The sequence below is a fragment of the Streptomyces sp. NPDC096046 genome (assembly GCF_040303285.1).
Lineage (GTDB): Bacteria > Actinomycetota > Actinomycetes > Streptomycetales > Streptomycetaceae > Streptomyces.
Map to the genome: position 1 here is coordinate 45,356 of NZ_JBEOSZ010000023.1, position 13,230 is coordinate 58,585.

The window sequence follows — 13,230 nt, forward strand, 5'->3', positions numbered from 1 at the left end:
GGAACTGGTGTCGAGAGCATCATCGTAGGCCGGACGACCTCGCTGCGACCCGTTCTGCTGCATTCACCCGATGGTGTGGCATATGCCAAAGGGCCCCGTCTCCAGCGGAAACAGGGCCCTCGAGCGCGGGCGGTCGACCTCAGTAGCGGCGCGTGATCAGCGCACGCTTCACTTCCGCGATCGCCTTCGTGACCTCGATGCCGCGCGGGCAGGCGTCCGTGCAGTTGAAGGTCGTGCGGCAGCGCCAGACGCCGTCGCGGTCGTTGAGGATCTCCAGGCGCTGCTCGCCGGCCTCGTCACGCGAGTCGAAGATGAAGCGGTGCGCGTTGACGATGGCGGCCGGGCCGAAGTACTGGCCGTCGTTCCAGAAGACCGGGCACGACGTGGTGCAGGCCGCGCAGAGGATGCACTTCGTGGTGTCGTCGAAGCGCTCGCGGTCCTCGGCCGTCTGGAGACGCTCACGCGTCGGCTCGTTCGTGTCCTTCGTGATGAGGAAGGGCATGACGTCCCGGTACGCCTGGAAGAACGGCTCCATGTCCACGACCAGGTCCTTCAGGACCGTCAGGCCCTTGATGGCCTCGACCGTGATCGGCTTCTCGGGGTTGATGTCCTTGATCAGCGTCTTGCAGGCCAGACGGTTCTTGCCGTTGATCCGCATGGCGTCCGAGCCGCAGATGCCGTGCGCGCAGGAGCGGCGGAACGTCAGCGAACCGTCGAGCTCCCACTTGATCTTGTGGAGGGCGTCGAGGACGCGCTCCTTGGGGTCGATCTCGACCTGGAAGTCCTCCCAGGTGGCGTCCGCCGCGACCTCCGGGTTGAAGCGGCGGACGCGGAACGTGACCGTGATGTAGGGGGAGTCGGCGAACCCGGGCTCGGGCTTGCCGGCCGCGTCTTCCTTGTCCAGAACAGGGGTAGCCATCAGTACTTACGCTCCATCGGCTGGTAGCGGGTCTGGACGACCGGCTTGTAGTCGAGACGGACGGTTTCGGAGCCGTCGGCGCCGACCTCGCGGTACGCCATGGTGTGCCGCATGAAGTTGACGTCGTCGCGGTTCGGGTAGTCCTCGCGGTAGTGACCGCCGCGGGACTCCTTGCGGGCGAGCGCGGAGACGGCCATGACCTCGGCGAGGTCGAGCAGGTTGCCCAGCTCGACGGCCTCCAGCAGGTCCGTGTTGAACCGCTTGCCCTTGTCCTGGATCGACACGTTCCGGTAGCGCTCGCGCAGCTCCGCGATCTTCTCGACCGCCGTCTTGATCGTCTGCTCGGTGCGGAACACCATGACGTTGGCGTCCATGGTCTCCTGCAGCTCGCGCCGCAGCTCCGCCACCCGCTCGGTGCCGGTGGAGTCGCGCAGCCGCTCCACCTGAGAGAGCACGAGCTCCGCCGGGTTCTCCGGCAGCTCGACGAACTCCGCCTTCTGCGCGTACTCCGCGGCGGCGATGCCCGCGCGCTTGCCGAAGACGTTGATGTCCAGCAGCGAGTTGGTGCCGAGGCGGTTGGCGCCGTGCACGGACACGCAGGCGACCTCGCCGGCCGCGTACAGGCCCGGGACGACCGTGGTGTTGTCCGCCAGGACCTCACCCTCGACGTTGGTCGGGATGCCGCCCATGGCGTAGTGCGCGGTGGGCTGGATCGGGATCGGGTCCGTGTAGGGCTCGATGCCGAGGTAGGTGCGGGCGAACTCCGTGATGTCGGGAAGCTTCGCGTCCAGCTGCTCCGGCGGGAGGTGCGTGAGGTCGAGGTAGACGTGGTCGCCCTCGGGACCGCAGCCGCGGCCCTCACGGATCTCCGTGTAGATGGAGCGGGACACGACGTCACGCGACGCCAGGTCCTTCATCACCGGCGCGTACTTCTCCATGAAGCGCTCGCCGTCCTTGTTGCGGAGGATGCCGCCCTCACCGCGGGCGCCCTCCGTCAGCAGGATGCCCATGCGCCAGATGCCGGTCGGGTGGAACTGGAAGAACTCCATGTCCTCCAGCGGCAGACCGCGGCGGTAGACCGCCGCCTGGCCGTCACCGGTCAGGGTGTGCGCGTTGGACGTCACCTTGAAGAACTTGCCGCAGCCGCCGGAGGCGTAGATCACGGACTTCGCGTGGAAGACGTGGATCTCGCCGGTGGCCAGCTCGTACGCCACGACACCGGCCGACTTCTTGACGCCGTCGACCTCGGTGATCAGCTGGTCCAGGACGTAGAACTCGTTGTAGAACTCCACGCCCTCCTTGACGCAGTTCTGGTACAGCGTCTGGAGGATCATGTGGCCGGTGCGGTCGGCCGCGTAGCAGGAGCGGCGGACCGGGGCCTCGCCGTGGTTGCGGCTGTGACCGCCGAAGCGGCGCTGGTCGATGGTGCCGTTCGGGGTGCGGTTGAACGGCAGGCCCATCTTCTCCAGGTCGAGGACGGAGTCGATGGCCTCCTTCGCCAGGATCTCGGCGGCGTCCTGGTCGACCAGGTAGTCACCGCCCTTGACCGTGTCGAAGGTGTGCCACTCCCAGTTGTCCTCCTCCACGTTGGCGAGCGCGGCGGCCATGCCGCCCTGCGCGGCACCCGTGTGGGAGCGGGTGGGGTAGAGCTTGGTCAGGACGGCGGTGCGGCTGCGCTTGGTCGACTCGATGGCCGCGCGCATGCCGGCGCCACCGGCGCCGACGATGACGGTGTCGTACTTGTGGATCTTCATGATTCTCGCAGCCCCGTGCCTAGCGGATGTTCGGGTCGAAGGTGAAGATCACCAGCGTGCCCAGCAGGATGGTGAACACCGTGGCGGTGTAGAGCAGGCCCTTGAGCCACAGCCGGGTGTTCGCGCGTTCCGCGTAGTCGTTGATGACCGTGCGCAGGCCGTTGGCGCCGTGCAGCATGGCGAGCCACAGCATCAGCAGGTCCCAGACCTGCCAGAACGGGGACGCCCAGCGGCCCGCCACGAAGGCGAAGCCGATCTTGGAGACGCCGCCGTCCAGCACGAGCTGGATCAGCAGGTGGCCGATGACGAGCACGACCAGCACGACGCCCGACAGGCGCATGAACAGCCAGGCCGCCAGCTCGAAGTTGCCGCGGGTGCTCTTCGGGCTCTTACGGGTGCGCTGGCGCGGGGCCTCGATGAGGGGCGCCGGGTTGTCGACGGTGTAGACGGCGCCGCCCTCGACGGGGCCGACGCCGGCGGCGGTCTTCTCAGACGTGGACATTGGCGTCAGCTCCCGAAGAGTTCACGAGCGGCGTGGCCGAGGACGGGGTAGATGGCCCCGAGCATCAGCACGACCCACAGGGCGACGACGGTCCAGAGCATCTGCTTCTGGTAGCGGGCGCCCTTGATCCAGAAGTCGACAGCGATGACGCGCAGACCGTTGAGCGCGTGGAAGAGGATGGCGGCGACGAGGCCGTACTCCAGCAGCGCGACGATCGGCGTCTTGTACGTGGCCACGACGGTGTCGTAGGCCTCCGGGGACACACGGACGAGCGCGGTGTCCAGCACGTGAACGAACAGGAAGAAGAAGATGAGGACGCCGGTGACTCGGTGAGCCACCCAGGACCACATTCCTTCCCGGCCGCGGTACAGCGTTCCAGCCGGCACGGAAGTTTCCTCCGGGAGCGGGGATTGGGGCCGCGCCGGCTTGGTGTGTCGGTCGGGCCCGGCCGGGTACGGTCCACCGGCCCCCAGCATCGTAGCGATGCGCTGCCGCTGGGCTGAGCGGGGGTCCCCCGGTGTGATCAAACTGGCACGCAAAGAGGTACGGGTGGGCTAGTGCGGCGAAGGGGGCGGGAGGGGTCTCCGGGGCCGCGGGGTGCGGGCCGTCAGTGGTCGATCGCGCAGTTCCCCGCACTCCTGAGGGCATCCAGCAGACGTCCCCGGGCGAGGCGCCGGAGCTCCTCCACCGCCACCACCCGCTCTTCCTCCGGATCGTTGGTCAATCGTGACCGGATGGCCGCGAGAAGGCGGTCCAGGGTCTCGGAGGGGGACAGACCGTCCAGGCAGATGACGAACGCGTGTCCGAAGCGGGCCTCGTAGGCGGCGTGGGCCGCGCTCAGGGCCGTGTGGGCCGCGGAGTAGGCGTCCGGCGGAAGGGTGGGCAGCGGCTCGACCGCCAGTGCCTCCGCGAGGTCGGACCAGGTCAGGTCGTAGGCCGCCTCGTCCGCGGCGGCCAGCAGGGAGTCCAGGTCCGGGTAGGGGCGGTGCTCCGCGACACGCCGGGCCCAGCGGTGGCTGCGCAGGCAGGAGAGGAGGGCCTGCTCCAGGTCCTCCTCGGAGGCCGCGTTGAAGTGCTCCACCGGTATGGCGAGCCGACCGGGGAGATCTGGGAGACGGTGCGCAGGCAGCGTGGGTCCTCGTGGGCGTCACGTGTGTCGGCAGGGCAAGCTGTGAGAGATGTGACGTCACGCTATCGAGTGCGACCATGACGTGTCCGAAGGATGCCTGAATTTCACCCGGCGGAGAGAGATTCGCAACGCGTGGTGGACGCGCGCCATCGAGCCCAGGGTTTTAGGTTGGCCGTGTGAGTCAGCACAGGCGCCGGGCTTCGGCGAAGCAGGAGAGCAAGCGGCAGGTGCTGACCGTGGCCATGGCGGTAGCCCTGGTCGTGGTCGCGGCCGGAGTGAGTCTCGGGCTCTGGGCGGCCTCGGGCGGTGCCGGCGGGACCACGGGCCAGGCGGCCGGGTCCTCGCGGGGGGCCACCGCGGCGGCGCCCCCGGACAGAGCGCCGGAGGCGAGCCCGACCCGCTCCTACCCCCTGTCCGAGGCGCCCCGCACCATCCCCGCCGTGCGCGAGCACGAGCCGGCGCGCGGCCCGGGCTGGCGTCCCGAGAAGGGCAACCGGGTGGTCGTGGACGACCCGGCGCTGGCCGACGAGGGGCGGCTGGTCGCCGGCGAGCTGGGGATGGCGTACGCCGGTGAGAAGGACGACCGGCGGGCCGGGGACCTGAGGCTGGCGCTCAACCGTGACAAGGGCGCGAACCCCGAGTCGTACGTGATGACCGTGCGCGACGGGCGGGTGGAGATCGACGGGCCGTCCGACACCGGGGTCTTCTACGGCACCCGCACGCTCAAGCAGGAGACGCGCGACGGCGGCACGGCGCCCGAGGGTGTCGTGAAGGACGAGCCGGCCAAGGCGCAGCGCGGGTTCATGCTGGACATCGCGCGCAAGCACTTCACGGCCGGCTGGATCGAGGACCGGATCCGGGAACTGGGCGACCTGAAGTTCAACCAGCTGGGACTGCACTTCTCCGACGACCAGGGGTTCCGGATCGAGTCAACCTCGCACCCCGAGATCGTGTCGCGGCAGCATCTGACCAAGGCGCAGGTGCGGAAGATCATCGACCTCGCGCAGAGCCGGCACATCACGATCGTGCCCGAGATCGACTCGCCCGGACACCTCGGCGCGGTCCTCGACGCCCACCCCGACCTGCAACTGCGCAGCGCGCAGGGGTCGGCGGTACGGGGCGCCATCGACATCTCCAAGGCCGAGAGCGCCGACCTCATCGACGACCTGCTGAACGAGTACGCGGACCTCTTCCCCGGCGGGCCCTGGCACCTCGGCGGCGACGAGTACCAGGCGCTGACCCGGTCGAACCCGGAGGCCTCGTTCCCGCAGCTGGCCGCCGCCGCCCGGGAGAGGTACGGCTCCGGCGCGACGGTCGCCGACCTCGCCACCGGCTGGCTGAACGACCGGGCCGACACCGTCCGGGCGCATCAGCGCGTCCCACGCGCGTGGAACGACGGCTTCTTCCGCGGCACCTCCGTCCAGGCCGCCGAGGACATCCGGGTCGCCTACTGGACCGGCAAGGAGATCGGCGCCCGGGCGCCCCTGGAGTACCTCCAGGCGGGCCGCGAGGTGATCAACTACAACGACGAGTTCCTGTACTACGTGCTCGGTGAGCCGCAGACCTTCGTCTATCCGACGGGGCAGCGCATCTACGAGCAGTGGACGCCGCGGGTGCTGCGCGGCACCGCGGCCGTGCCGGCGCGTTACGACGGCCAGATCCTCGGCGGGTCCTTCGCGGTGTGGTGCGACCTCGCCGACTCCCAGACGCAGGAGCAGGTGGCGGCCGGGATCCGGATGCCGCTGCGGGCGACCGTCCAGAAGCTGTGGGACCCGGGCAAGCCCGAACTGTCCTGGGCGGAGTTCCGGACGCTGGCGGACAGGCTCGGCTGACCCGGCATGAATTGCCCCATACGGCTGCGAACTCCCGTACGACTGTGGTGGTGTTCTGACCGCAGCAGGAAGCGAACACGCCGGGGGGAACCGGAACATGGGCTACTGGGGATACTTCGTCGTGGGCCGGGGGGAGCGGCCGCTGCCGGAGCTGGACGCGCTGGCGGGGGCCGCGGAGGGACTCGTACGGCACGCCTCGGCGCCGGGCGGCTGGCAGGTGTGGGAGTACCCGAGCGGCGACGGCGACATCGGGAACATGAACGCCCTCGCCCGGGAGACCGGGGCGCCCGCGCTCTTCGGGTACGTCATGAACAGCGAGTGCGTGGTGCTGGAGGCCGCGGCTCCCGAGAGCGGGGCGTGGACCACCTGCCTCGCGCGCTCCGCCATGGCCGGGTACCTGGGGGCGGACCGCGAGGGCCTCACGCTGGAGGACTACTTCCTGGAACCCGGCGACGCCGCCGAGCGTGCCGTGCGCTGGGCCACCGAGGCGGGGTGCGAGGTGAGCGCCGAGTCGCTGCTGGACGTACTCACGGCAGACCCCGATCCTCCCCCACTCTCGGCTTCGCTCGAGCGGGGGGACCCCACGGCCGAAAACCTGCTGTTCCGCTTTCTCGACAGGCTGGGCGTGGTGCCCCTGTGACACTCCGGGGCCGTTGCACGCAGTAAGGGGAAGTGCGGGTTCCGTGAGGGGCGAAGGCCGGTAACGGCCTGATCGGGCCCCCGGGGCGGCCCGCGGAGGGAGACGTGGATGAGCCTGGTGGAGTTGATCGCTCAGGCCGACGAACGCGGGCTGGCCGCGAGCGGGCTGGCTTGTTTGGACCGGTGCGTGCCCCTGCTGGGCGGCGACGACGAGATCCTGCGACCGGTGTGGGCGAGCCTCGGTGACGGCGCGGACGCCGGTGAGTGGGGTGAGCGGCTGGAGCAGGTGCGGGCGAAGCTGGACGCCGTCGGCGACGGGGACGAGGCGGTCGTGCTCGCCCACCGGATGCTGCGGGCCGCTCCCGCCGAGCGGTCCGCCGCCGCGGTGCGTGTGTGGGCCGACGCCTGCTCCGTCGCCGCCCTGCAGATCCACCGGTTCCTGGACACCGCCGAGGACGAGGCCGCGTCCGTGGACTCCCGCCGTGAGGGCCGGACGGAGGGCATGTCGCCCCTCGTCGCCGCCGAACTGCGCCGCCAGATCACCGTGCTGGAGGTCCTGGCCGGACACGGCCCGGCCGGTCTGCGCCGGGCGCTGGAGGTGTCGGTCGAGGGGCGCCGGGTGCTGCGCGCGGTGGTGTCCCGCCGGAGCCGCCGACGGGGCTGACGGTCCCCACCGGCCTAAACCCGCTTCCTGGAAGAGTCCTGTGACTGTCCCTCGAGCAAGGTGGGGCGGTCCTGCGCCGCTTCGGGGGAGCCGCCGATTCCGGGTGACGAAACGCTTCGCCGCAGCGCTTTCCGGAATGTGACGACTCAAGCGGAGACCAGGCCGTCGGCGGCTGCCAAGCCGCGGCGGTGGGCGGCGGACACGGTGGCGACGATGCGCGAGGGAGCACGGCTGCGCCTCGACTACTCGGAGCAGAGCCTGTGGAGCGTCGACCGGATGATCGAGGGGATACGGCGGGAAGGAGCGCCCGGCGCCGCCGTCCAGGAGGTGCTGCGCGGCTTCGGGGCGTACGCCGGTGAGGTGATGGCGCGTCAGACGGGCGCCGAGTGGTGGGCGACCGGCGGAGACCACTGGATCCGCACCCCCGACGGGCGCCTGTGGGACCCCATCGAGGAGGCCCGCCGCTGCTACGCGGGCCACGGATCGCTGCGGCTGCTGTGCCGGGACGCGGGGCGGGCCGCGCCCCGGCGTTAGCGTCGGCGCGCGAGCACGTCTTCGTCCACGTCCACCTCTTCGTCCTCGCCCTCGTCTTCGTCCTCGCTCTCGTCTTCGTCCACGTCCTCGTCCCAGAGTCCCGCTGGCTCCGGGGCGGTCACGGCGGTCACGGCGGGCGTGGCGGGGTTCGCGGCCAGGGTGCGGATCTCGGGCAGGTCGTCGTAGAGGTGCTGCCCGGGGCACGCGGTCGGGTAGCCGTCGCGGTGGCCGGAGATGCGGGGGAACGTCACTTTCTGCCCCAGCTTGTACTTGCCGTTGTCGGCACCGGAGGTCAGTACGACCGTCCCGGCCGGGTCGTGGCCGTAGAGGCCGAGCTTCCAGGCCGCGACCTTCGCGACCGACTTGCGCACGACGGCGCCGGGGACGGCCGTGGAGTATTCGCCGAGCACCGAGACGCTGCTGGTGGCGGTGTTGAACCCGAAGGTGTGCGCGCCGAGGACGGGCTTGTCGATGCCGCCCGCACGGCCCTCGAACACGGTGCCGCACTTGTCGACGAGGAAGTGGTAGCCGATGTCGTTCCAGCCGTTGCTCTTCACGTGGTAGAGGAAGACGCCGCGCACGATCGACGCCGACTCGGAGCACAAGTAGTCGTTGGTGCCCGCCGTGTGGTGGACGAACATCGCCTGGGTGCCACCGGTGTAGGTGGGCGGGTCCTTGACCAGGGACTCGTCGGCGCCCCAGGAGGAGCGCGAGGTCACGACGGGCCGCTCGGCGGCGAGCGGCCCGGCGGCCGGCCCGACCTCCTCCGGCCCGACGACCGAGGTGTGCACGGTGCCCGACCCGGCCTCGGGGTCGACCAGTTCGACCCGCAGCCCCGCCGGCAGGCGCGAGCCCGAGACCCGCACCTGGACGCCGTCCGAGGGCCCGGTCCACAGCGGCTGGGTGCTGCCGCGCACCCCGGCCCGGTCACGGTCGGGGCCGGCCTCGGGCGTCCGGACGTCGGTCTCCAGAGGGCGCCACGTGCTCCAGGCGCCGCTCTCGCGCGAGCGGGTGCGCACGTAGGCGGTGCCGTCCAGGGCCTCGTGCGGGTCGTCCCAGGTGATGCCGAGCAGGCTGAACGGCTCGGTGGTGCGCGGGGCGAGGGACCGCTCGTACGGGTCGCCGTCCGGCACGCGGAGCGTGTGCACCCCGTCCGAGGAGGAGGCCCGGGCAGGCTGGTTCAGGCCGAGGACACCGAGGGCCAGGACGGTGGCGACGGCGGTGCGCAGGAGGCGGGGTGTCATACGGCGCTCGCCTTTCGTGGGCGGTTGCATCGCGAGCAGAGCTCCCCGGTGGCGAACTCGGCCGAAACCTCGGCGGCGCCGGGCTCCCGAGGACGGCGGGCCGGGTTGACCCGAACGGGCGTGGGCCCTCCGCATCCGGCGCGCTGTGACACTTCCGCGCGGACCGGCGCTGATCACCGTGGGAGGGCGCGCTCGGCACGGACGAGGACGGTACTTGGGTCAGGGAGCGGAACCCCGGCGCGGGCAGGCGTACGACGGGGAACTGGGCGCGGCCGTCGCGCGGGCCCAGCAGGGTGACGAGGCGGCCTTCGCGGTCGCCTACCGGTTCGTGCAGCCCGGCCTGCTCGGCTATCTGCGCGGCCTGGTCGGGGACGACGCGGAGGACGTGGCGTCCGACGCCTGGCTGGAGATCGCCCGGGACCTCGGCCGCTTCCGGGGCGACGGGGCCGGCTTCCGGGGCTGGACGGCGACCATCGCCCGGCACCGGGCGCTGGACCACCTGCGCCGGCAGCGGGTACGACCCCGGTCGTCCGCGCTGGAGCAGGACGTCCTGGAACTGCCCGGGCCGCAGAGCACGCACGACCAGGCGCTGGAGGCCCTGTCCACCGAGCGCGCCCTGGAGCTGGTCCGTGGGCTGCCGCGCGACCAGGCCGAGGCCGTGCTGCTGCGTGTCGTGGTCGGCCTCGACGGCCCGGCCGCCGCGCGGGTCCTGGGCAAGCGGCCGGGCGCGGTCCGCACGGCCGCCCACCGGGGCCTGAAACGCCTCGCCGGGCAGCTGGGCGCGGAGAGTGTGACGGATGAAGCCCCCCGGACGCTGGGTGAGTCGACATGAGCGGAACCGGCGGTTTCGCTCACGGTCCGGGCGGGTCGCGTGGACCCGGCGCCCTGAACAGGGCGGACCGGCGGGACGTACTGGTGGAACCCGGCGGCCCGGCCGGCCCCACCGGGGCGGACGGATCGATCGAATCGAGCAGGGACGGATACGGACATGGGTGAACGGCAGAGCGGCGGCGGACTGTCCGGCCGTGGTTCCCGTCACGCCCTCCTGGACTCCGACGTCGAGGCGCTGCTCATCGCCTCCCTCGTCAGGGACGGTGTCGACGCCGAGGCCGAGCAGCGGGCCGTGGCCGCCTTCCGGGCCGCCCGGGACGCCGAGGGCCTGCACACCCGCGGCCACCGCCGGGACGACTGGCGGGCCGGGGAACGGCGGCACCTGGGCCGGTCCCTGAAGACCACGCTCTCCGTCCTGGCCGCCAGTCTCACGCTGGGCGGTGTCGCCGCGGCGGCGATCGGCGTGGCGGGGTCGCCGGAGGAGGGCACCACGGACGCCCCCGACCGCAAGCCCGCCCCGAGCAGCGCCCCGCAGGACCCGGCCGGGAAGCCTCCCCCCGGCGGTCACAGCCCCGGCACCGGCAGCGGCTCGGCCCCGGCCCACCCCGGTCGGCCGTCCCCCGCGCAGGACACCGAGGCCCACTGCCGCGCCTACGAGCGGGCCGGGGGGCGCGGCGAGGCCATGGAAGCGACGGCCTGGCAGCGTCTGGCGACCGCCGCGGGCGGTGAGAGGAACGTCACGGCGTACTGCGCCGGACAACTGGCCGAGCCCAAGAGCGGGAACGGTGGCTCCGGGAACGGCGACCCCGGCCGGGGCGGCGGCTCTTCCACCGCGGACAAGGGCCGGGCGAACCGGCCGGACAACGCCGGGAGCGGTGAGCCGGGCAACGGAACGGGCAAGGAGGGGAGCGACTCCGAGCGCTCCCAGCCCAAAAGCCGTCACCGGTAAGGGATTTCCGCGAGCGCCGGTCGGCACCGCTCAGCGGTGCTGCGGACCCGGCGGTAACCGCCATGGCAACGGCCGGAGCCGCCACCCCCCACAGGAGAGGCCCCGGCCGTCGCGCGGCACGGGCCGCGCGGCGGCCCGTATCCCCTACAGCGCGCGGGGTGCGTTTTCTGTCACACCCCGCCGCGTCACGGCTTAGTTGCATCCCGGGCGGACATGGACGGGGAGTGGTTTCAGGTCGTAACGTGCCATTCGCGCCAACGGCGATGGCGGCAAGACCACCGCAACCACCTGCGGTCTTGTAACCGCAACCACCTATTGGGCAACCACGACGGCGAGAACCCGGTCCGCGCGAGCGGCGCCGGTCGAGGCGCAGAAGGGCGCGCGGTGCTGGGGGACGACGCGGAGCTGACCGCAGCGGTGCGCGCGGCACAGGACGGAGAGGAAGACGCGTTCCGGACTGTGTACCGCACCGTGCATCCGCGGCTGCTCGGGTACGTACGGACGCTGGTCGGCGACCCCGACGCCGAGGACGTGACGTCCGAGGCGTGGCTGCAGATAGCCCGCGATCTGGAGCGGTTCACCGGCGACGCGGACCGGTTCCGCGGCTGGGCCGCCCGGATCGCCCGCAACCGCGCGCTGGACCACATACGCATGCGCGGGCGAAGGCCCGCGATCGGCGGGGACGAGACCGAACTGACCGGCCGGCCGGCCGAGTCCGACACCGCCGGCGAGGCCATCGAGGCGCTCGCCACCGACGGCGCGTTCTCCCTGATCTCCCGACTGCCCCAGGACCAGGCCGAGGCGGTCGTGCTGCGCGTGGTGGTGGGGCTCGACGCGAAGACCGCCGCCGAGACGCTCGGCAAGCGCCCGGGCGCGGTCCGTACGGCGGCGCACCGGGGCCTGAAGCGGCTCGCCGAACTGCTCGGCGACGATCCGCAGGCCGATCCGGAATCGGCCGGGGTGCTCGACGCCCTGCCGCCCCAGAGAGAACCGCGCGGCGGTGCCGTGACGTCCGCAGGTGTGACGCGTAGCGTGACGCGGACGCAGAAGGATGTGTGATGGCCGACGAGCAGTACAGGTGGCTGGACGGCGAAACGGCGGAGCGTTTGCTGAGCGGAGAGCCACCGGAAGCTGTCGAAGGCGCCCACCGCGGCGAGGCCGAACGGCTCGCCAGGACACTCGGCGCGCTGTCCGTGCCACCCGCGCCGACCAGCGAGGAACTCCCCGGTGAGGCAGCCGCGGTAGCCGCTTTCCGCAAGGCCCGCGAGGAACGCGCCGACGCTGTGACCGCCTCCACCGCCCCTCGTGAACAGGCCCCCGCCAGGACCGCCGACGCCGGGCTGGTCCGGATCGGAACCGCGCGCGTCGGCGGCCCGGGTGGCGTCCGGCGCTCCCGCGGGATCCGCCCGGCCGGCCTGGCGCTGGCCGCCTCACTGGCCGTCGGCACGGTCGGCGGAGTCGCCGTCGTGGCCGGAACCGGAGTCCTGGGAACACCGTTCGGCGGCGACGAGACCGACCCCGGTGCCTCCGTCTCGGCCGCCACCACTCCTCCCGAGCGCCTCCTGGTCTCACCCTCGCCGACCGACTCCGGGCGGGGCGAGGGGGTTCCCGGCGACGACGCCCCGAACAACTCCGCGACGGGCGGCGCCGGTGACCCCGGGCGGAACGGGACCCGCGAGGACACCACCGGCAAAGGCGGCGCCGACGCCCGGGAGGACCGACCCGACAGTCGCGAGGCGATCGCCCGGGCCTGCCGCGACCTGCGCGACGGCAAGCGCCTGGACGACGACCGCAGGCGCGCCTTGCGGGACGCGGCGGGCGGCACGCGCGTGTGGAAGTACTGCAAGGGCGTCCTGTTCATGGCCGATCCCCGCTCCGGCGAGCCGGACGAGAAGGACACGGGGCAGGGGCAGGGGCAGGGCCACGGCAAGGGCCGGGACGGGGAGCGGGACCGCGGTCAGGACCGGGAGGCGGACAAGGCGGAGCGGAAGGCCGAGCGGAAAGCCGACCGGAAGCCCGACCGGAAGGACGACCAGAAGGCCGGTCGGCAGGCCGGGGCGAAGAGGACCGACGCCGGCCACCGTCGCACCGGGCACTCCCTCGCACCCCTGCGACCTGCGCTTTTGCACGCTGCGGAAAACTTCTGGCCGAAGGTGTGACGTTTTCGGCTGCCCCGGCGCAGTAATGAGTGAGCCGACTGGTCATCGGCCGTCGCACAGAGCCGGGGTTCCCC

14 protein-coding genes are annotated in these 13,230 nt (G+C 72.0%); 8 read left to right on the forward strand and 6 right to left on the reverse strand.

The annotated features are described in order from the left end of the window. Positions 1-139: 139 nt before the first annotated feature. The 5 genes from ABTX62_RS20955 to ABTX62_RS20975 all read right to left on the reverse strand — a co-directional run bounded on the left by ABTX62_RS20955 (position 140) and on the right by ABTX62_RS20975 (position 4,256). Complete coding sequence (locus ABTX62_RS20955; protein ID WP_352117569.1) at positions 140-919, reverse strand: succinate dehydrogenase iron-sulfur subunit; 780 nt, start codon at positions 917-919, stop codon at positions 140-142. Continuing rightward, on the reverse strand, positions 919-2,673 hold the full coding sequence (sdhA, locus tag ABTX62_RS20960; RefSeq protein ID WP_352117570.1) for a succinate dehydrogenase flavoprotein subunit: 1,755 nt from the start codon (positions 2,671-2,673) through the stop codon (positions 919-921). Before sdhA ends, ABTX62_RS20955 begins: the two co-directional genes overlap by 1 nt. 19 nt (positions 2,674-2,692) lie before the next feature. Beyond that, positions 2,693-3,175, reverse strand: coding sequence for a succinate dehydrogenase hydrophobic membrane anchor subunit (locus ABTX62_RS20965; RefSeq protein WP_352117571.1), 483 nt, complete (start codon positions 3,173-3,175; stop codon positions 2,693-2,695). Between the two features lie 5 nt (positions 3,176-3,180). Next, on the reverse strand, positions 3,181-3,561 hold the full coding sequence (gene sdhC, locus ABTX62_RS20970; RefSeq protein WP_031107855.1) for a succinate dehydrogenase, cytochrome b556 subunit: 381 nt from the start codon (positions 3,559-3,561) through the stop codon (positions 3,181-3,183). Between the two features lie 221 nt (positions 3,562-3,782). Beyond that, on the reverse strand, positions 3,783-4,256 hold the full coding sequence (locus tag ABTX62_RS20975) for a 2-oxo-4-hydroxy-4-carboxy-5-ureidoimidazoline decarboxylase (RefSeq protein WP_352117572.1): 474 nt from the start codon (positions 4,254-4,256) through the stop codon (positions 3,783-3,785). A gap of 290 nt (positions 4,257-4,546) precedes the next feature. Here ABTX62_RS20975 and ABTX62_RS20980 point away from each other — a divergent pair, with 290 nt between their 5' ends. The 4 genes from ABTX62_RS20980 to ABTX62_RS20995 all read left to right on the forward strand — a co-directional run bounded on the left by ABTX62_RS20980 (position 4,547) and on the right by ABTX62_RS20995 (position 7,973). Next, entirely contained in the window at positions 4,547-6,136 is a 1,590-nt protein-coding gene (locus ABTX62_RS20980) for a beta-N-acetylhexosaminidase (RefSeq protein ID WP_352117633.1), read from the forward strand. A gap of 97 nt (positions 6,137-6,233) precedes the next feature. Continuing rightward, positions 6,234-6,776, forward strand: coding sequence for a hypothetical protein (locus ABTX62_RS20985; protein ID WP_352117573.1), 543 nt, complete (start codon positions 6,234-6,236; stop codon positions 6,774-6,776). A 108-nt stretch (positions 6,777-6,884) separates the two neighbouring features. Next, positions 6,885-7,439: a hypothetical protein gene (locus tag ABTX62_RS20990; RefSeq protein ID WP_352117574.1), complete on the forward strand. Its 555-nt coding sequence runs from the start codon at positions 6,885-6,887 to the stop codon at positions 7,437-7,439. A 138-nt stretch (positions 7,440-7,577) separates the two neighbouring features. Further along, positions 7,578-7,973, forward strand: a complete 396-nt coding sequence (locus tag ABTX62_RS20995; protein WP_352117575.1) for a hypothetical protein — start codon at positions 7,578-7,580, stop codon at positions 7,971-7,973. Here the strand turns inward: ABTX62_RS20995 and ABTX62_RS21000 are convergent. Continuing rightward, on the reverse strand, positions 7,970-9,217 hold the full coding sequence (locus ABTX62_RS21000) for an N-acetylmuramoyl-L-alanine amidase (protein WP_352117576.1): 1,248 nt from the start codon (positions 9,215-9,217) through the stop codon (positions 7,970-7,972). The two genes, ABTX62_RS20995 and ABTX62_RS21000, sit on opposite strands and share 4 nt — an antisense overlap. Before the next feature lie 214 nt (positions 9,218-9,431). Here ABTX62_RS21000 and ABTX62_RS21005 point away from each other — a divergent pair, with 214 nt between their 5' ends. From ABTX62_RS21005 to ABTX62_RS21020, 4 genes are all read left to right on the forward strand, one after another. Further along, positions 9,432-10,049 (forward strand): RNA polymerase sigma factor, encoded by a 618-nt coding sequence (locus ABTX62_RS21005; protein ID WP_283969321.1) that lies wholly within the window; start codon positions 9,432-9,434, stop codon positions 10,047-10,049. A gap of 156 nt (positions 10,050-10,205) precedes the next feature. Continuing rightward, positions 10,206-10,997 (forward strand): hypothetical protein, encoded by a 792-nt coding sequence (locus ABTX62_RS21010; protein ID WP_352117577.1) that lies wholly within the window; start codon positions 10,206-10,208, stop codon positions 10,995-10,997. 384 nt (positions 10,998-11,381) lie between these two features. Beyond that, on the forward strand, positions 11,382-12,056 hold the full coding sequence (locus ABTX62_RS21015; protein ID WP_283969323.1) for an RNA polymerase sigma factor: 675 nt from the start codon (positions 11,382-11,384) through the stop codon (positions 12,054-12,056). Then, positions 12,056-13,156, forward strand: coding sequence for a hypothetical protein (locus tag ABTX62_RS21020; protein ID WP_352117578.1), 1,101 nt, complete (start codon positions 12,056-12,058; stop codon positions 13,154-13,156). Before ABTX62_RS21015 ends, ABTX62_RS21020 begins: the two co-directional genes overlap by 1 nt. The last annotated feature ends 74 nt before the right edge of the window (positions 13,157-13,230 follow it).

Excerpts from the sequence above, each read along its gene's own strand:
- ABTX62_RS20955 (WP_352117569.1), bottom strand. The coding sequence starts at position 919 with ATGGCTACCCCTGTTCTGGACAAGGAAGACGCGGCCGGCAAGCCCGAG.
- sdhA (WP_352117570.1), bottom strand. The coding sequence starts at position 2,673 with ATGAAGATCCACAAGTACGACACCGTCATCGTCGGCGCCGGTGGCGCC.
- ABTX62_RS20965 (WP_352117571.1), bottom strand. The coding sequence starts at position 3,175 with ATGTCCACGTCTGAGAAGACCGCCGCCGGCGTCGGCCCCGTCGAGGGC.
- ABTX62_RS20980 (WP_352117633.1), top strand. The coding sequence starts at position 4,547 with ATGGCGGTAGCCCTGGTCGTGGTCGCGGCCGGAGTGAGTCTCGGGCTC.
- ABTX62_RS20985 (WP_352117573.1), top strand. The coding sequence starts at position 6,234 with ATGGGCTACTGGGGATACTTCGTCGTGGGCCGGGGGGAGCGGCCGCTG.
- ABTX62_RS20990 (WP_352117574.1), top strand. The coding sequence starts at position 6,885 with ATGAGCCTGGTGGAGTTGATCGCTCAGGCCGACGAACGCGGGCTGGCC.
- ABTX62_RS21000 (WP_352117576.1), bottom strand. The coding sequence starts at position 9,217 with ATGACACCCCGCCTCCTGCGCACCGCCGTCGCCACCGTCCTGGCCCTC.
- ABTX62_RS21010 (WP_352117577.1), top strand. The coding sequence starts at position 10,206 with ATGGGTGAACGGCAGAGCGGCGGCGGACTGTCCGGCCGTGGTTCCCGT.
- ABTX62_RS21020 (WP_352117578.1), top strand. The coding sequence starts at position 12,056 with ATGGCCGACGAGCAGTACAGGTGGCTGGACGGCGAAACGGCGGAGCGT.